This is a genomic window from Paenibacillus sp. LC231 (genome assembly GCF_001860525.1).
Lineage (GTDB): Bacteria > Bacillota > Bacilli > Paenibacillales > Paenibacillaceae > Paenibacillus_AQ.
Genome location: NZ_JFOM01000021.1, coordinates 1 through 17,308, shown reverse-complemented (window position 1 = coordinate 17,308; position 17,308 = coordinate 1). Strand labels below are relative to the sequence as shown.

Annotated in this window: 17 protein-coding genes; 11 read left to right on the top strand and 6 right to left on the bottom strand. The window is 46.5% G+C overall.

What is annotated here, in order from left to right:
- Window positions 1–13: 13 nt before the first annotated feature.
- Window positions 14–364, bottom strand: a complete 351-nt coding sequence (locus AK95_RS15745) for a winged helix-turn-helix transcriptional regulator (RefSeq protein WP_071220915.1) — start codon at window positions 362–364, stop codon at window positions 14–16.
- 128 nt (window positions 365–492) lie between these two features.
- Between AK95_RS15745 and AK95_RS15740 the strand changes: the two genes are divergently transcribed.
- Window positions 493–1,116 carry a nitroreductase family protein gene (locus AK95_RS15740; RefSeq protein ID WP_071220914.1) on the top strand — a complete coding sequence of 208 codons (624 nt, stop codon included), beginning with the start codon at window positions 493–495 and terminating at the stop codon, window positions 1,114–1,116.
- Between the two features lie 102 nt (window positions 1,117–1,218).
- Here AK95_RS15740 and AK95_RS15735 read toward each other — a convergent pair whose 3' ends face one another.
- Entirely contained in the window at window positions 1,219–1,857 is a 639-nt protein-coding gene (locus AK95_RS15735; protein WP_071220913.1) for a nitroreductase family protein, read from the bottom strand.
- Window positions 1,858–1,974: 117 nt separating this feature from the next.
- On the opposite strand from AK95_RS15735, the gene AK95_RS15730 reads away from it, so the two are divergent.
- Complete coding sequence (locus tag AK95_RS15730; RefSeq protein WP_071220912.1) at window positions 1,975–2,334, top strand: MerR family transcriptional regulator; 360 nt, start codon at window positions 1,975–1,977, stop codon at window positions 2,332–2,334.
- Window positions 2,335–2,519: 185 nt separating this feature from the next.
- Here the strand turns inward: AK95_RS15730 and AK95_RS15725 are convergent, their stop codons facing one another.
- Both AK95_RS15725 and AK95_RS15720 read right to left on the bottom strand, forming a co-directional pair.
- On the bottom strand, window positions 2,520–3,332 hold the full coding sequence (locus AK95_RS15725; protein WP_071220911.1) for a VOC family protein: 813 nt from the start codon (window positions 3,330–3,332) through the stop codon (window positions 2,520–2,522).
- A gap of 72 nt (window positions 3,333–3,404) precedes the next feature.
- Entirely contained in the window at window positions 3,405–4,181 is a 777-nt protein-coding gene (locus AK95_RS15720; protein ID WP_083397644.1) for a helix-turn-helix domain-containing protein, read from the bottom strand.
- Window positions 4,182–4,485: 304 nt separating this feature from the next.
- Here AK95_RS15720 and AK95_RS15715 point away from each other — a divergent pair, with 304 nt between their 5' ends.
- The 5 genes from AK95_RS15715 to AK95_RS15695 all read left to right on the top strand — a co-directional run bounded on the left by AK95_RS15715 (window position 4,486) and on the right by AK95_RS15695 (window position 11,095).
- Window positions 4,486–4,854 (top strand): YybH family protein, encoded by a 369-nt coding sequence (locus AK95_RS15715; protein WP_071220909.1) that lies wholly within the window; start codon window positions 4,486–4,488, stop codon window positions 4,852–4,854.
- 740 nt (window positions 4,855–5,594) lie between these two features.
- Window positions 5,595–9,071 (top strand): glycosyl hydrolase family 18 protein, encoded by a 3,477-nt coding sequence (locus AK95_RS15710; protein ID WP_235613130.1) that lies wholly within the window; start codon window positions 5,595–5,597, stop codon window positions 9,069–9,071.
- 192 nt (window positions 9,072–9,263) lie between these two features.
- Window positions 9,264–9,674 carry a VOC family protein gene (locus AK95_RS15705; RefSeq protein WP_071220907.1) on the top strand — a complete coding sequence of 137 codons (411 nt, stop codon included), beginning with the start codon at window positions 9,264–9,266 and terminating at the stop codon, window positions 9,672–9,674.
- A 189-nt stretch (window positions 9,675–9,863) separates the two neighbouring features.
- Complete coding sequence (locus AK95_RS15700) at window positions 9,864–10,292, top strand: MarR family winged helix-turn-helix transcriptional regulator (RefSeq protein WP_071220906.1); 429 nt, start codon at window positions 9,864–9,866, stop codon at window positions 10,290–10,292.
- 218 nt (window positions 10,293–10,510) lie between these two features.
- Complete coding sequence (locus AK95_RS15695; RefSeq protein WP_235613129.1) at window positions 10,511–11,095, top strand: FMN-dependent NADH-azoreductase; 585 nt, start codon at window positions 10,511–10,513, stop codon at window positions 11,093–11,095.
- Between the two features lie 47 nt (window positions 11,096–11,142).
- On the opposite strand, the gene AK95_RS15690 is transcribed toward AK95_RS15695, so the two are convergent.
- Together AK95_RS15690 and cls are read right to left on the bottom strand one after the other, a co-directional pair.
- Window positions 11,143–11,547, bottom strand: a complete 405-nt coding sequence (locus tag AK95_RS15690) for a VOC family protein (protein ID WP_071220905.1) — start codon at window positions 11,545–11,547, stop codon at window positions 11,143–11,145.
- A gap of 123 nt (window positions 11,548–11,670) precedes the next feature.
- The gene (gene cls / locus AK95_RS15685) at window positions 11,671–13,119 is read right to left on the bottom strand and encodes a cardiolipin synthase (protein WP_071220904.1); all 1,449 of its coding nucleotides are present in this window, start codon (window positions 13,117–13,119) and stop codon (window positions 11,671–11,673) included.
- 223 nt (window positions 13,120–13,342) lie between these two features.
- Here cls and AK95_RS15680 point away from each other — a divergent pair, with 223 nt between their 5' ends.
- The 4 genes from AK95_RS15680 to AK95_RS15665 all read left to right on the top strand — a co-directional run bounded on the left by AK95_RS15680 (window position 13,343) and on the right by AK95_RS15665 (window position 17,147).
- Window positions 13,343–14,422, top strand: a complete 1,080-nt coding sequence (locus tag AK95_RS15680) for an AI-2E family transporter (protein ID WP_071220903.1) — start codon at window positions 13,343–13,345, stop codon at window positions 14,420–14,422.
- Window positions 14,423–14,654: 232 nt separating this feature from the next.
- Entirely contained in the window at window positions 14,655–15,608 is a 954-nt protein-coding gene (locus AK95_RS15675) for a ring-cleaving dioxygenase (RefSeq protein WP_071220902.1), read from the top strand.
- A complete protein-coding gene (locus AK95_RS15670; RefSeq protein WP_071220901.1) occupies window positions 15,605–16,216 on the top strand; it encodes a flavin reductase family protein in 612 nt (203 codons plus the stop codon). Before AK95_RS15675 ends, AK95_RS15670 begins: the two co-directional genes overlap by 4 nt.
- A gap of 187 nt (window positions 16,217–16,403) precedes the next feature.
- Entirely contained in the window at window positions 16,404–17,147 is a 744-nt protein-coding gene (locus tag AK95_RS15665) for an SDR family NAD(P)-dependent oxidoreductase (RefSeq protein WP_071220900.1), read from the top strand.
- The last annotated feature ends 161 nt before the right edge of the window (window positions 17,148–17,308 follow it).

Genomic DNA, 17,308 nt, shown 5'->3' with positions numbered 1-17,308 from the left:
TATGCACGACCGCCTATTTATGCTGGCAGCAGATTTGTTCTTCTGTTTCGAGGTTTTGTACGGTTGCGTAGGTGTTGCCCCATTCACACATTGTATTTAATACAGGCACGAAGGATTGGCCCAGCTCAGTTAAACTGTATTCTACCTTAGGCGGCACTTCTTTAAATACTTCTCTTCGGACAAGCTCATCTCTTTCCAGCTGCTTTAATTGCTCGGTTAAAACTTTCTGCGTTATGGTTGGCATGAGCAGATAGAAATCCTTGGTTCTCCTTGGTTTTTGACTCAGAAAAAAGAGGATTAAACATTTCCACTTTCCTCCTACCGTATTCATAAAAATATTGATTCCCGTATTGAGACCATTCATTATGGATTCCTCCTAAATAGGCACATAAAGGTGGCTAACCCACTTTATTGTGCGTTATTTTCTGCCACTGTACGGTCCATTATAATCGGAATGTGAAGCAAATAAAACATTTGGAGTGAGTGAGCACAATGAGTGTGAGAGAGATATTGGAACAAAGACGTTCTGTCAGACATTATGATCCCCATTATAAAGTGGAATCGGAGACGTTGGCTGCTTTGATTGAAGGAGCCAGCCAATCGCCCAACGGAAACAATATTCAAGCGACACGGTACCTGGTTATAGACGACCCGAAGTTAAAAAACTTGTTACTCCCCATTGCCTTTCATCAGCAACAGGTAGTAGAAGCCTCCGTACTAATCGTTGTACTGGGCGATTATCAAGCATTTGAAAAAGAAAACATTATAAATATCCATGAAGATGGATTCCAAAAGGGTTATTTTGACGTAACATTAAGAGACTATTTAGCCAACGCGGCTATCCAATATTATCTAAATAAATCAAAAGAGGATTTAAAGCTCGAATTAGTAAGAGACGCAAGCCTGGCGTCCATGTCGTTAGTCTTACTGGCGAACGAGGCGGGTCTTCATACGATTACCATGTCCGGGTATGATTCCGAACAGTTAAAGTCGGCCTTACAGATTTCTGACAGGTATGAAGATGTGATGCTTATAGCCATTGGGAAAGGAATTAAACAAGGTCATAAAACCGTTAGACACGATGTGGACAAAATCATTTATACAAATAAAATATAATTCATGGAATGAAATATTAGTTATGCGAAGCCAAAGCAGCCGATCACAATGATCGGCTGCCTTTTTCTTATTGATTGATGGTGAATCGATTACGGATAATGGTTACCTCCAAAATGTAATCTTGTCAGAGCTTAATCGAACGGACTCATGCCCATTTTCTTTGGCTTTCCCTAATGAGATGATCATGACAGGAGCATAGCGTTCTTCATCTAAATCGAATGCTTTTGCTAGCTGATCAGCTTCAAAGCCTGCCATTGGATTCGTATCATACCCGTGTGCACGAGCTACTAACATGAACTGCATGGCAAAGAGGCTGCTATCGACTTTTGCAATTTCAACTTTCATTTCTTTTGATAGTGTCGGAAACAGGGATAGAATGGTTTCGAGTTGACGATCTCGTACTTCAGCTGGCATTTTTCCTTGTTCCACAGCTGTATTGTAAATTTCTTCAGCATATAAATAGCTTTGGGAATCGCCAAAAAGTAATAACATGGCTGATGAAGTATCATTCTGTAACGTATTGAACCTCACAAGAGGTCTTAGCTTTTCTTTTCCTTCTGGAGTATCGACCACAATTACACGCCAAGGCTGCATATTTGCAGAGGATGGAGCCAAGCTGGCTTCCGAAATCATGTCGCTTATCTCTTCTTTCGATATTTTAATGTTCTCGTCATAATTTCGAACAGAACGTCGGCCCATAACGATATTGGCGAAATCGTTGTTTTGAATATGGTTAAACATAGAACCTCTCCTTTTGATAACATAGATTTTTTGACTTTGTACATGTCATTCGTTATCATATTTCGTATTATGAACTATGAACCTAGGTTTATAGCAAGAAATAAAAGAGGTCCTATTATGAAAATAAACGATGTATCAAAATTAACGGGTCTGCCCATATCAACATTGAGATTCTATGAACGTAAGAACCTGATTCCGGACAGCTATGTTAAAAGAGATGCAAATAATTATCGTGTTTATTCTGAAGACATTGTAGAGTTTCTAGATGATGTGAAGGCACTTTTATCCGTAGACTTTTCTATAGAAGAATTAAGTTTGTTGGTAGATCAACAACTTAACTTATCATACGAGGCTAAGGCGGCAATGATTGAACAAAAAATCAAAGAAATTGAAGAGATCCAGAAGCGATTGAAAAAATCGAAGAAATTCTTGAATGCCGTTTTGGAAGGAAAGGCAAATTTTCAAACCAAGTGTTAAGGACAATTTAATGATCTATTAATCCCGACTGCAATATAAAGGCTGCGATCAACTGCTGGAATGCTCGCAGCCCTTTCATGAATGGATCCGATTATGAAGATCGGTCAGAACTTGTTGGATCATTCAACTGTCATGGTCATTATGAGGGATTCCCGTGGATATGTGAAATTATCCTTTTTTTATGACTAACAGTCCTCGTAACACCAGACATTGATCTGGTTGCCATATGGATCATAGGTATGGAACAGGACAAGAAACTTGGGATTTCCGGCAAAATCGGTTACCTTCCATCCTTGTTCCTGCAAACGTTTATGGGTCTCGAAAAAGTCGGCCTTCTTCCGGATTACCCAATAAGGCCTTGCAGCTATAGTGAACGCGCTCTTCGTTCGGTCCATCCGAACGGTTTCCAGATAGACCGGTGCGCCTTCGTTAGTGATGATAACGGTTGCGGAGGTTCCGTCCTCGCTGATCCGTTCGACCCTGCCGCCCAGATTGGTCTCGTACCAAGCGATGGCTTCATCCAGTCGGTCTACGCCAAAGCGGGGAATCGCTTGGAATGGAAAGCGTGCGTCCGGTGCCTTAGCAACCAATGCCTCCGTACCTGGTTCCGGTTCGATTGCCGTTAAGCGGTTGCCTACCGGATCGAAGAAATCGAAGGAACGGTCAAAGGCACCTTGGGTCACATCGGTTACTTGAATATTCCGTTCGCGAAAATAGGCGTGTGCAGCTTCAAGATTCGTTGTGGTGAAGCAGAAGCGAACATTCCCGTTCTGTCCCCAGTCTACTGCAAAATGCGGGTGATCATGTTCCACCGACTTGATATGTATGCATCCCAGTGCCGGGAAAGTAAGGGTGGCCATTTTTTCGACCGGGTAATCCTCTTCGTATGTCACTTTCAGATCCAAATGTGTGCTATACCAATCGATGAGTTCCTTGAATCGATCCCAGGGGGCCACGATAAAACCTCCATCAAAATCATCCAGCCTTAATCCAACCATTCGTTTGATCCTCCTACAAGAAAGTTTTGGAAATGGAACAATCCTAGTATAAACCTTCAAGTAACTTGAAGGTCAAGTGAAGCGAGTTTGCATTACAGGAATCATGATTTCGAATATTGGAGAATCGGGAAAATGCCGTTCCAGGCGCTTGCCCGCAGGTTCGAAGCCGAACTTCTGGAGAAAGCGGATCGTTCGCATGCAGATGAAGGTATCCTCCCATGAACTATCCACCGATATGAACAAGGTAGGAGGGATGGTCTCCAGATAGGCTTCCGAAGAAGTCGGGAGAGGGGGTGGCTTCCGAGAGGACTCCGTTATGACTTGATATCCGACTTCAATCTGGACCGCGTGCGGGAGGGAATCTATCACCTTGATCAAGCTGGAGCCTTGGGTGCGAATGTTGAGGTCACGGAGTTTGGCAGCCGCTTGTTTCATTACTCGAGAGTAGGAGTTCACTGGCTTGTCTACCAAAAACGGCTGCCATATGACGGTTAAGGGTTCTTCCCAATTGATGAGATGCAGACTGCCATGATCCGATTCCATTCCATTTAGATATTGACTCGCAATCTGAACCGAAAGTAGACGTGCTTCAGCGTCCCGCCGCCAGCGTTCAAGAAGCTGGATACGCGTACTTTCATCGGCCTCCAGGAAACAGCGAATATCCCCTAGACTGATTCCCGACTGACGGAGACTGTTTACAAGTTTGGCTGTCTGAATTTGATGGTATCCATAGAACCGGTAACCGTTATCGTGCCGTTCAGCCGGAACTAGAATGCCTTTGGATTCATAGAAGCGAAGGGCACTGGGAACCATGCCCGTGCGTGCTGCGAATTGCGCGATACTCATCATTGGCGTTCACCCACTATTTTTGAATAAGTTCCAAAAGAGCACTTGCATATTGAATGTACTAGATTCTGCTGCTCCATATAATATCATAAACAAAGGCGAAATCGGTATTGATGTAGCTTTGTAGGGATGATACAAAATGAGAATTGAAATAAAGTGAGAAGCAAAATCACATCATAGAATGGAGAATTTTTATGGAATGCAGGCTTCACAATAAGGTATTCTGGATGTGAATGAGTGGAATTGTGATAACAATGGAACTGGATTGTTGGGCATGCAATAGTTGAGAGATGGGAGGTGTGGAACAATGTCATATCAAAAGGCACTTGAGGCATACATAGCGGCCACGAATACCCATGATTTTGACAATGTAGCCCGGCTGCTCGACGGAGAAGCGGTCTATTGGTTTTCGGACCGGAGCTGTCATACGTTGGATGAGATTCGGGCCTATTTCGAACATGCTTGGCATGTTATTCAGGATGAGGTGTACCGGGCGGAGGATGTAGAGTGGATCGCGAGTGATACTCATACGGCGGTATGCGTCTATACCTACCACTTCGAGGGCTATCATCAGGGGACATTTACGTCCGGAAGCGGGAGAGCTACGAATGTATTCGTGCGCGGTGCCGAGGGCATATGGAAATTAAAGCACGAGCATTTAAGTTCGATTCGATGAATCGGTTGGATATCATTGCATAAATAAAAGAAAAAGAGTCCTTGGAGGGCTCTTTTTCCATTTGTAAAGATTGCAGGCCCTGACAGATGCAATCCTGGTTGAATTTATTAACAGAATATAAAATTACAAGAATTTATCCCGTATTTATGGAAATGTATCCCTTCTCAATCGATAGTGTAGGTTCCATGATACAAATATATGAATATTTATGTGAACTCGAATGAATTCATGAAAGGAGGCTGTAGTAGAGGGCTCGGACAGTGATTCCATCATGAGTAGAAAGGGGGGACTGAACTCTACATAGTTGAGCTGGAAAAATTAGTAACCGCTTTCAATAGAAGTTTGATTTGAGCGATCTGCGAAATTAGGCAAGTCATCAAAGAACCACCCGATGACACCGAGGGACAGACATCCATCGAAATGCTGTATCATTTGCAATCGAAATTTAATCAACAGAGGTGAAAACGGTGACACCCTTTCTAACGAAAAAGCACCCAAAATGGGTGATATGTTTTTTGGCCCTTATTCTTATTTTTACGCCACTGCTTAATGCGCCTGCATCTTATGCGGCAGAAAGCACTCCTTCTACAGACGTTTCCACAGACGTTCCTACAGATATTTCCACAGGTAACTCCGGCCTAGAGCCTGCGACTGTAACGAACTCAACGTATAAAGCCTTGAGCAATGCTCAGGATCCGCTGGCACCTCAGAATCTTCGTATTGAAAGTGTCTCTCATAATATGGCGATATTTCAATGGGATTTCAAACCCGTCGAAGGTGAAAACAATATACAGGTGTGGGACGCGGATTCAGGCGGTTGGCTGGCATGGGGCAATTATTGGACCCGTGCCGTGACCGGATTGACACCTGAAACGACCTACAGAATCTATATTACGTGGGACGGCGACGTGAAAAAGGAACACAAAAGCAATGTATTGGAATTCACCACAACCAAAGACGAAGCAGAATATAAAGATGCACCGTTGACTCCTCCAAGCCATCTTAAAATTGACGATGTAACGGAAGATACGGTTACGCTGAGTTGGGGGGCGAGTCCCGGAGCCGAAGCTTATGACATTTATATTAATGGAGCATGGAAAGGCGGCACTTGGGAAAACTCCGTTACCACGGCTACTTATGGAACTTTGGAAGCAGGAGAGACCTATACTTTTAAAGTAGGTGCACAAAGAAGCGCAAATGGAGCTTTGGAAGCATCCGCCAATAGTAATGCCGTTACCCTTAAGTGGGGGGAACTGGCTCAACCTCAAGGATTGCAGGTCGTGACGGCTACACGATCTACGGTTTCACTGGGCTGGGCACCGGTGCCCGGGGCCACAAGCTATGATATTTATCAGGATGGGGTAAAGGTTGGCTCGAGTAACGAGAGCCGGTATGTAGCTGCTGGACTGGAAGAAGGAAAGACCTATTCGTATAAGGTCGTGGGCCATAACCGCCTATGGACTTCGCCAGAAAGCGAAGCAGTATCGGTAGTGCCTGGCAGCAATTATAACAATATTACGTACTACACTTCTTGGTCAGCTAGTACCGAAGAACGTAATTTTCATCCTGGTGACGTAGATGTATCACAGATCACCCACATTAACTATGCCTTCGCCGATATATGCTGGAAAAAATACGGGAGCGGACCAAGAGCCTGCGAAGATCCTAATATTCCAGCGCAGGACCGATACGTCCATGACGGAGAAATTGTAATTGGAGATCCGACCTTTGATTTTCAAAATTTCGCTGCTTTCGAATCCGTCAAGGCATCTAACCCTCATTTGAAGCTCATGATTTCAGTAGGCGGGTGGTCATGGTCTGATAATTTTTCTAACGTAGCCATGACGGAAGTGACACGCCGTGCTTTTGCCGACTCTGCCGTTAAATTCCTTCGGGAGTACCAGTTTGATGGTCTCGATATTGACTGGGAATATCCTGTTGAGGGCGGAGAAGATTCGAATTCCAGAGCACCGGAGGATAAAGAAAACTTCACATTGTTAATGAAAACCATTCGCGAGGCGTTAGATGCAGCCGGTTCAGAGGACGGCAAATATTATTTGCTGACGATTGCTTCCGGTCAGGGAGACAATTTTACCGTTAACGCAGACTTTGCGAATTCTGTCCATTATCTGGATTTTATTAATATTATGACGTATGACTACAGTGGCAAAGAAGACCCATTCGGTCATCATAATTCACCATTGTTCTATGATAAAGCACTTCTGAGATCCTCGGCTCCAAGAAATCATGTGATTGGCGGTTTGTTAGGCCATTTGAACGGCGGGGTGCCGACACATAAGTTAATCGCGGGCGTACCCTACTACGGTAAGGGCTGGGATGGCTGTGGTCCGCTTGGTCAGTATCAGACTTGCAATAAGGGTGGGACTGCTTTGAAATCGTGGGAGCCTGCCATTTTCGATTTTAGCGATCTCGAGAATAACTACATCGACAAGAACGGCTATAAAAGATATTGGAACGAATCCGCCAAGGTACCATACCTGTACAACGATCAAAATAAAGTGTTCATCACCTACAACGATAAGAACACCATGAAGTACACCGCTTCTATCGTGAAGTCGCTGGATATTGCCGGCGTCATGAGCTGGGATATCAGTGGCGACCGCAATAAGACGCTGACGACTCAACTCATTAACGACTTGCCGATCGACGGCAAAGTCAATGCTTCAGCACTTCCGGCTCCGGCGAATCTCTCAAAGGTAAGTGTCGGCGCAAGCTCCATTCAGGTGAAATGGGATGCTGTGGCAGATGCAACGGGATACGAAGTATATGTGAATAATGCTTTGTCAGGCTCGGCTATAGAGAATAGTTACACCGTGAATGGCCTTAGTTCTCTGACAAACTACAAGATTCATGTGCTAGCGGTAGATCGAACGGGGGATGAGATTAACCGCGTCTCCAGCGCTTCGAATCTGCTTAGCGTAACAACTTCAAGCAGCGGTTCCGGTGGATCTGACGGTTCCGGCGGATCAGGAGGCGCTGGAGGATCTGGTTCACCAACGCCTTCGAAGCCACAACCGCCTAAAGCCAACGATCAGCTAGAGGCAAAAGTCACGCTTCTTGGCGATAAGGCTGTCGTGACCCTACCTACAGCTGCAGCTGTTAACAGCATTAACCTTTCGGATTCCTCCAACTTCCAGATTCATGCGGGTGCAGGTGCGAAGCAGGTTGAGGTTGAGATTCCGCAAGAAGTCATCGCTGCCGTTGCAAAAAAAGGAGCCAAGGCCAGTCTCTCCATTATCGTGAACGGGACAGAATACCGGATTCCGGCTTCGCTGATTACGGTTCCCGGCCCTGTGAAAGTCTCGATTGTTTCTCCAAAGGCTGCCGATGCAGCGGGCGTGGAGAAACTGATTAAGGGAAGAGAAGTGCTAGCTACTCCGCTGTTGTTCAAGCTTGAGCAAATCAACGCGGATAAGACAACGACCGAACTGAAGCATTTCGGCAAAACCCATGTCAGCGAATTTGTTACTGTAGATGCGAAAAAGATAAATATAAAACGTGCCACCGGAGTGGTTTATATACCAGGTACCCATGAGCTTCGATCCGTTCCGACCTTGTTTAAAGTTAACGCGGATGGTACGGTAACGGTTGAAATCAAGAAAACCGGCAGCGGTGTTTATGCCCTGCTTCAGCAAGATATCCGGTTTAGCGCCGCGATCCCTTCATGGGCACGAGAAGACGTTGCGCAGGCTGCTGCCAAGCTGATCGTATCTGGTGCAAGTAACGGATCTTTTGACGGTAATCAACCCATTACCCGTGCCGAAATTATATCCATTGTGGTGAAAGCGCTGGGTATTCTCCCTGACGACAGTTACTCCAACTTCAAGGATGTAGATCCGAAATCCGGATATGCCAGAGAGATTGCAGCTGCGAAAGCGGCAGGGTTAGTGAAAGGACGCTCAGGCGATATCTTTGATCCAAACAGCTTGATTACGCGTGAGGAATTGGCCGTTATGCTAAGTAATGTGCTGAATTATGCCGGCAAGAAGAACGAAGCGAACCAAGGATTGTTAAACAAATTTAAAGACAACGCCAAGGTTTCATCCTATGCGAAGTCGTCCGTCACCTTCGTTGTGGAGCAGAAGATTATGCAAGGCGTATCGGCCTCCAAGCTGGATCCGCAATCCCATGTAACCAAAACTCAGACGGTGGTAACCGTCATGAGATTGCTGCGGGCAGTGGGTTTATCTAACTAACATGGATTCGTAATACAATGGGATGTCTCGCAGGCGAGTTTTAACACTGCCTGGAGGCATCCTCTTTTTTTTGATATGGAGTTATAGCCGTCTGAATCGCTGCTGTGTTTGATTGAACATAGCAATTGAAGAGAAATGCCGGGCTGCTGCTCATGCTATGATGAATCTATCAAATCGACGAGGTGATTCGAAATGGCTTTGAAAAGCGATAATATTTTTGTGAACCTACCAGTGAAGGACTTGGAGAAAACGAAGGACTTTTTCTCAAAAATCGGTTTTGAATTTAACGCGCAATTTACGGACAAAAACGCGGCTTGCCTGGTCATCGGCGATAACATCTTTGCCATGCTGCTCACCGAGGATTATTTCAAGACGTTCACCAAGAAAGATCTGTCGAATGCCGCGAACACAACGGAAGTAATTCTGGCACTATCCGCCGAAAGCCGGGAGCAGGTGGACGAAATCGTCAATGCCGCACTTTCCGCAGGAGGGTCGCCTTCCAATGATCCGGTGGATCATGGCTTTATGTACGGATGGAGCTTCCAGGATCCGGACGGCCACCTGTGGGAAGTCATGTATATGGATCAGAGCCAGGTCGAATAGAAGCATTGCAGCAAGCAGATGTATCTTCAACATGAAGCAGCATATTTCTCGTAAAATGAAGCGGCAGAGGTCTCCGAGGTGATGGGGGAAATCTGCCTCTTTACTTTTATTTGGAAATTCGTTATATTTGTATGTGCAAACAATCAAAGATGATTCAACAGGATGAACTCAGCGAAAGAGGTAACCGTTATGTTAAATACGTATATCAAGGAATGCCTTTACTTCACAGCCAATCGTCTTAGCCGGGTCATTACCAAGATGGCCGAAGACGAGTTTGCAGCAAGCGGATTGTCACCCACATATGCTTATTTGCTTATGGCTGTATATGAGAAGGAAGGGATCTCGCAGAAGGAATTAGGCGAAATTCTTCACCTGCAGCCTTCTACTGTAACCCGTCTGGTTGAGAAGCTGGCCGTTAAAGGGCTGGTTTATAATCGGGTGGAAGGAAGGATGTCATTGATCTATACAACTGATAAAGGAAAGGCTTTGGAGAAAGTGATTCACGAGTGCTGGATGAATTTGCGCAGTCGTTATGGCGCTATTTTAGGTCATGCCGAAGGTGATGAATTATCACTGCATCTATACGAGGTGAGTGATCAATTGGAGGATAAGGACTGAGGTCTTTATCTTCGCGGAATTATAATTGTATGTACAAACAAATTGATATAGGGAGATCATTTGAGATGATGCGTGTTAAGCGTTCATTCTAATCGGGAGGTGAGTCAGACTGCAAGCTAGCTGGTGATTTTGGTTGACCACAAAATAAAAGGAGTGTTGTTTATATGGAACACCTGCTCGTAATTAATGCACATCCGAGGGTAAGAAGCGAGTAGTCCTTGAGCTTGCAGGTGCTTGAGTTTTTCGTAAGCAAGTATGCAGCGCAGAATCCGGCCAGCCTAATCGAACAGATCGACCTATATCGGGAATTCATTCCCGCCATTGACGCGAATCTGCTGAACGGGTGGGAAAAGCTTGAGAGCGGGGAGCCGTTATCCGAGGATGAAGGGAAGATGATGGGGCGGATGGCTGAGATCCTGCAGCAGTTCAAGGGGGCATCCAAGTATGTAATCGCCATGCCGCTCCACAATTTTAACATCCCTTCCAAGTTGAAGGATTATATGGATAATATCATCATTCCAAAGGAAACGTTCAGATATACGGAAAGCGGGTCCGAAGGACTCCTTACCGACGGAAGAAGCGTTGTGGTCATTCAGGGCAGCGACGGCATATATACAGAGAATGATGGGTACCGTGAGATTGAATATTCGCATAAGTATTTGAAATCCATGTTCGAATTCCTCGGTATAACGGATTATGAGATCATTCGTGCACAAGGTCGCGCCACGCGGGATGTTAAAAGTATTTTGCACACAAGCCAATTGGCCGCAGCGGAAGTCGTGGATCGTTGGAGTTCCGTATAAATAACGCGAAAAGGCCCTCCAAGTGAAACTTGAAGGGCCTTCTAACATTAATTGACTTGGACTTCGGTCGTTACCTGCCACAATACGCCGAACTTGTCTTCCAGCAACCCGAACAGCGCTCCCCAGAATTGAGTCTTCAGCGGATCAAGCACCTTACCGCCCTGTGCCAAGCGGTCAAAAGCTTCATGCGCTTCAGCATCGCTCTCAAACGACAGGCTCAGGTGAATCCCGTTCCCGCGCTCCAGGGTTTGGAATATGGAGTCCGACATAAAGATTGGAATGCCTCCGGCTACCAGACTAAGATGCATGACCTTGTCTTTAAGCTCTTCCTTGGTTCCGGGAATCTCGCCATGCGTTTGTACGGACAGGATCTCCCCGCCTAGTGCTTGGGTATAAAACTCAGCCTGCGCTTTTGCATCCTCAGAGAAAATATACGGTGTCAGTTTAGCCACGTTCAACATCCTTCCCAGTTTTAAAATGATGGATTTGTTTTCCTTGGCTTTATTATAAACGGTCTGCGTTTCCCGTATTTCTTCTGAATTGCTAAATGTTGAGGCAGTGCTAAAGGTTTGTTTTTACAGAATAGGGGACAACAAGCGTGAGATGGATTCCTTGAACTTGATCCACCTTGATCGCTCCAGATACTGCTTCATCGTAAGCTGGCTGGATACGCGCAGATCCTGATGGAAGATGTGAGTCAACTGTTGTGATAATTGCTCATCGTACAGGAACGCATTCACTTCAAAATTCAGCTTGAAGCTTCGAACATCGATATTTGCCGTGCCGACGGAAGAAATCTTCTCGTCAATGATAATCGTCTTGGCATGAATGAAGCCATTATTGTAGAGGTACACGTTAGCCCCGGTTCTCAGCATTTCCCCGATATAGGATAAGGTCGCCCAGTAGACAAAGGGATGATCCGGTTTATCGGGAATCATCAGGTGAACCTTGACGCCGGACAGCGCAGCAATGCGGAGCGCATCCAGAAGGCTGGCATCAGGGATAAAATACGGCGTCTGAATATGAATGGATTTCTTGGCGGACGAAATCATTTTGATATACCCATTCTTGATGTGCTCATACCTGGAATCGGGACCGCTGGTCACAATCTGAATCCCGACATTGCCAGGCGAATCGATCTTGGGAAACAGATTCGATTCATAATAAATATCGTGATGGTGCGAAGCCTGATTCCAATCGAGAATGAAGCGAACCTGCATCGCATAAACCGCTTCACCTTGAATGCGCAGATGGGTGTCCCGCCAATATCCGAAACTGGAGTTGAGACCCAGGTATTCATCCCCGACGTTAAATCCGCCGACATACCCGATATCGCCATCAATGATAGCCAGCTTTCGGTGATTCCGGTAATTCAAACGCAGATTAATGAAGCGCAGCTTGGACGGGAAGAAGGCCTCGGCTTCTCCGCCGGCTTCGCGAAATGCTTTGAAGAAGCCCTTGGTTAACTGACGCGAGCCCAGCTCGTCGTAGAGAACCCGGACCTTCACGCCTTCTTTTGCTTTTTTGGTCAACAGGGATATCAGCTTCTTGCCCAGCTCGTCGCGACGGATGATGTAATATTGAATATGTATGTAGACTTTGGCTTCCTCAATATCCTGAAACAACCGTTCAAATTTCTTGCGTCCATCCGTGAAAATTTCAACGTGATTGTCGTCCGTAAGGATCGCTTGATTCTCGTTGATATGCATATGGATCAAATCGCTGCTATCCGCAGCCGCTTGATTGCTGAACGGGTATTCTCCGTTATTCATCCCTTCCATTTGAGACAGCAATACCTTCTCGATTCCGGTTTTCTGCAGATCATCCCAATGAAAGAGACGGATTCTTCTTAAATTTTGGGCGAACAACAGGTACAGCGCAAAGCCCAGAATCGGGATAAAGGACAGCACCAGCAGCCATGCCCAGGTGGATCCGGCATCCCGCCGTTCCCTGAACACGACGAACATGGAGAACACGATATTCAGTATGATGATCAGACCAAGAATGATGGATGTAACATGCATGTTTTATATTATCCTCCTACACTATAGCCTTACCCTTGCAATCCTACATATTATACGTGAGGCGTTAGGAGAAGTATATATCTCCAGGATGAAGTGAACGGAATGGTTATAAAAGCGATAGCACCTTAGATCCGACCCTCTCAACAGTGCAGATGGGAGCGATTTGTATATGGATACATGGTCATGATACGATGGTGAAAAAATAGGAGAAGGGGCATGCTTTTTGCTAAAAATGAACAAGTTTTTCAAATTAAGTCTTGCCGTGATCCTGGTCCTCATTATTATTTATTTGGGGTCGCTGGTGGATTTTATATTCAGACCGGTACTTTCGTTCTTCTCGATCATCCTCGTGCCGCTGATGCTGTCCGGGTTCTTCTATTACCTGCTTAGGCCGCTGGTTGATTTTCTCGAAAAGCGCAAGCTAAATCGCTCGCTGGCCATTCTGCTCCTATATGTCGTGTTTGCAGGCATACTTACAGGTTTTATTATTGGGGTATGGCCATCCCTGCGGGATCAGATCGTGGCCCTTGTACAGAATGCCCCCGCTTTGTTTGCAAAGCTTGGCGAGCAGCTACAGGAATGGGAGAATAACGGCTTCTTCAAGGATATATTCCCGGAGAACGCAAATCCGCTTACACAGCTAACTGATTATTTGAACCAAGGCTTCACGTTCCTCACGAATTATATTATGAACCTGTTTTCGTTTGTTTCGAGTTTTGCCATCGTTTTATTTACGTTCCCGATCATGCTGTACTACATGCTGAAGGAAGGCGGAAAGTTCGGGGAGATGATTGTCAGCTTTTTGCCTGACCGATTCAAGGAAGTAGGAGGCTCGGTGCTGGATGAAATCAATAACGCGCTCAAAGGGTTTATCGTGGGCCGGGTCCTCATCAATCTGGCGCTGGGCGTCTTGATGTATCTCGGCTTCCTGATCATTGGCCTGCCTTATGCGCTGCTGTTGACGGTTGTCGCGGTCATTGCGAATTTCATACCGTTTATCGGAGCTATTCTTTCCTCGATCCCGATCGTGATCATCGGGTTCATCCAGTCCCCGGGGACGGCGATCTGGTCGCTTGTTGTCATTCTGGCCGCCCAGCAGATTCAGGATAACCTGATTGGTCCGTATATCTTCGGCAAACAGCTGGCAATCCACCCCATTACGATCATTATTCTGGTTTTGGTGGGACAGGATCTTGGCGGAATTATAGGGATTCTGCTGGTGGTACCGATTTACATGATCATTAAGATTATCGTAACCAGAGTGTATCAGCTGTTCTTTAAGGAAAAATGGCAAAAAGCATAGACGCAGGATAGACATGTGGCCGCAGCTGCATGCTGGAGCCGCCTAAGAGCGTGGAATCGTTCTTGGCGGCTTTTTGTCTGCCTGAGATATGAAGGGCCGCTTGACAATGGTATGAAAAAAACATAATCTTGAATTAAAGATATTAAATTTAAAGATTATATTTCATCATACGAACCGAAAATCATGTAGGGAAACATCGGTATGGATACGAAACGATGAGGAGTCGATGGAGATGGCATTACAAACGGCAGGCATTCATCATATTACCGCTTATGCGCAGGATCCGCAGAGAAATGTTGATTTTTATACAGCTGTGCTGGGGCTAAGACTGGTGAAGAAGACGGTCAATTTTGATGCGCCTGAGGTTTACCATTTGTATTTCGGGGATGAGGCGGGGCACCCGGGGACCATTATCACCTTCTTTCCGTCTTCTGCTTCACGAAGAGGGATACGTGGAGGAGGACAGGTTGGGTATACAACATTTGTCGTCCCTGCAGGTGCCCTGCCTTATTGGGAAGGGCGTTTACGGAGATTCGGCGTTCCTGTCATGAAAGCATTTCGGTTTAACGAACATTATCTTCAGTTCTCTGATCGCGATGGACTTTCTCTTGAGCTTGTGGAGCGGGAGGGCGGACCGAATAACGGCTGGTCCGTGGACGATATAACTCCGGATACAGCGATAAAGGGATTCGGCGGTGCGGTTCTGTTCAGCAGCAAATGGGAGGAAACGAAGAAGGCGCTGGAGCAGGTCATGGGACTGACCTACATCGGAGAGGACGATAATTATGCCCGGTTTCAAGCTGCGGGCCTTTTCGGCAACGTGATCGATTTGCCGATGCGGGATATCCCTTTGGGAACCGGAGGCGCTGGAACGACCCATCATATCGCATGGCGGGCCCAAGATGATGGTGAGCATGTTACATGGCAAGAGTGGGTGAAACAACATGGCTTTTTGCCAACAGGGATTAAGAACCGCAACTATTTCAGATCGTTATATTTCAGGGAACGAGGGGGGATCTTGTTTGAGATCGCAACCGATCCGCCCGGGTTTACGGTGGATGAAGATCTGGACTCGCTGGGGGAGCAATTGAAACTTCCTGTCTGGTTTGAACCGGAGCGAGCCCGTATTGAGGAAGGACTGGAGCCTATACAAGTCAAAAATACAGGAGAGGGGCAACTCAAGTGATATCCATAGACCCGAATACTCAAAGCGAACGGGACATCTACAAGCTGCTGATCGGGAGCGTTGTTCCGCGGCCGATCGCTTTCGTTACGACATTATCGGAGGACGGTGTGCTGAATGCCGCGCCGTTCAGTTATTTCTCCATTCTGACGAGCAATCCGCCCATGCTGTCCGTCTCCGTTCAGCGGAAGAACGGCACGGCGAAGGATACAGCGAGAAATGCCATGCAAAGCGGCGAGCTTGTCATCCACATCGTGGACGAAGATACTGTTGAAGCCGTGAACGAAACGGCGGCGAACCTGCCTCCGGACGAGAGTGAGCTTGACCGAACCAATTTAACCCCGGTCGTAAGCGAGGTGGTTAAGGTTCCCGGCGTTCTGGAATCCAAGATTCGCATGGAATGTGTACTGGAGCAGATCGTTACCTTGAATGGCGCGGATCAACTGCCTGCTGCCGATCTGCTGATTGCCCGCGTAGTCCGCTTTCATGTTTCGGAGGAGCTATACGAGCAAGGCCGGATTGACGCTGCCAAGTTGAAGCCTGTGAGCCGTATGGCGGGAAACATCTATTCTGCACTGGGAGAGATGTTTACGATCGAGCGGCCGGTATAACAACGGACGGGCGGATAAAAAGGTTAGGACGCAGCGAATATCAAGTTATGAATTCATATGCCGTCATTCGATACTACGTAGGTTTAAGAAAGAAAAGGGGCTTGTGGAATATCATGCCTGAAGTATGCAAACTCTACATGAATGTGGAGCTGATATGATGAATTCACAAAATAGGAGTGGTCGACAAATGAAGTTTGAATCCAAGGTTGTCATTGTGACGGGAGGCGCCAGCGGGATCGGCGAAGCAGCGGTAAGGCTTTTTGTGGAAGAGGGAGCCAAGGTTGTTATCGCGGATTATTCGGACCGGGGACAAGCAGTTTCCGATGAATTAAGAGGGGCAGGCTTTGAAACGCTGTTCGTTAAAACGGATGTAACCCAAGAACAGGAAGTTGCAAATATGGTGAAGCAGACGGTTGAGCATTTTGGCCGTGTCGATGTATTGTTCGCCAATGCAGGCATTGCTCATGATGCTCCTGCCGATCAGTTGTCGATGGACAACTGGCAAAGAACGATTGATATTAATCTGACAGGAGTGTTCCTGTGCGATAAATATGTAATCCAGCAAATGTTATCCCAAGGAACCGGAGGGGCGATCGTAAACTGCGGCTCAATCCATAGCCATGTCGGAAAAGCGGGAGTTACCGCCTATGCTTCCGCTAAGGGAGGCGTTAAGCTGTTAACCCAGTCGATGAGCGCAGATTATGCTTCTAAAGGGATCCGGGTTAATGCCGTATGTCCGGGATATATCGATACTCCTCTTATTCAGGGAAGAACGGAAGCGATCACCCAGCACCTGGTTGGCCTTCATCCGATGGGCCGCTTGGGACAGCCGGAAGAAGTCGCTAAAGCCGTGTTGTTCCTCGCCAGTGAAGATGCGTCCTTCATTACAGGCACGAGCTTGCTGGTGGATGGCGGATATACAGCCGTGTAAATGAAGCAAAGCCCCGATATGAAAATCGGGGCTTTCAGATTGTCGAGAAACCCTGTACTTTTTTCAAAGTACAGGGTTTCTCCCTTTCTAAGTAGTCACTTCAAGAGGGGAAATGGGGGGATTACCCCCTGTTTTCCAGGCGATCCAGGTGGATCGCCATC

What these genes read in the sequence shown, in the direction of transcription:
- AK95_RS15735 (WP_071220913.1), bottom strand. Translation starts at nt 1,857, where the DNA reads ATGTTTAACCATATTCAAAACAACGATTTCGCCAATATCGTTATGGGC.
- AK95_RS15740 (WP_071220914.1), top strand. Translation starts at nt 493, where the DNA reads ATGAGTGTGAGAGAGATATTGGAACAAAGACGTTCTGTCAGACATTAT.
- AK95_RS15700 (WP_071220906.1), top strand. Translation starts at nt 9,864, where the DNA reads ATGTTAAATACGTATATCAAGGAATGCCTTTACTTCACAGCCAATCGT.
- AK95_RS15730 (WP_071220912.1), top strand. Translation starts at nt 1,975, where the DNA reads ATGAAAATAAACGATGTATCAAAATTAACGGGTCTGCCCATATCAACA.
- AK95_RS15665 (WP_071220900.1), top strand. Translation starts at nt 16,404, where the DNA reads ATGAAGTTTGAATCCAAGGTTGTCATTGTGACGGGAGGCGCCAGCGGG.
- cls (WP_071220904.1), bottom strand. Translation starts at nt 13,119, where the DNA reads ATGCATGTTACATCCATCATTCTTGGTCTGATCATCATACTGAATATC.
- AK95_RS15745 (WP_071220915.1), bottom strand. Translation starts at nt 364, where the DNA reads ATGAATGGTCTCAATACGGGAATCAATATTTTTATGAATACGGTAGGA.
- AK95_RS15675 (WP_071220902.1), top strand. Translation starts at nt 14,655, where the DNA reads ATGGCATTACAAACGGCAGGCATTCATCATATTACCGCTTATGCGCAG.
- AK95_RS15715 (WP_071220909.1), top strand. Translation starts at nt 4,486, where the DNA reads ATGTCATATCAAAAGGCACTTGAGGCATACATAGCGGCCACGAATACC.
- AK95_RS15710 (WP_235613130.1), top strand. Translation starts at nt 5,595, where the DNA reads ATGGCGATATTTCAATGGGATTTCAAACCCGTCGAAGGTGAAAACAAT.
- AK95_RS15725 (WP_071220911.1), bottom strand. Translation starts at nt 3,332, where the DNA reads ATGGTTGGATTAAGGCTGGATGATTTTGATGGAGGTTTTATCGTGGCC.
- AK95_RS15705 (WP_071220907.1), top strand. Translation starts at nt 9,264, where the DNA reads ATGGCTTTGAAAAGCGATAATATTTTTGTGAACCTACCAGTGAAGGAC.
- AK95_RS15720 (WP_083397644.1), bottom strand. Translation starts at nt 4,181, where the DNA reads ATGATGAGTATCGCGCAATTCGCAGCACGCACGGGCATGGTTCCCAGT.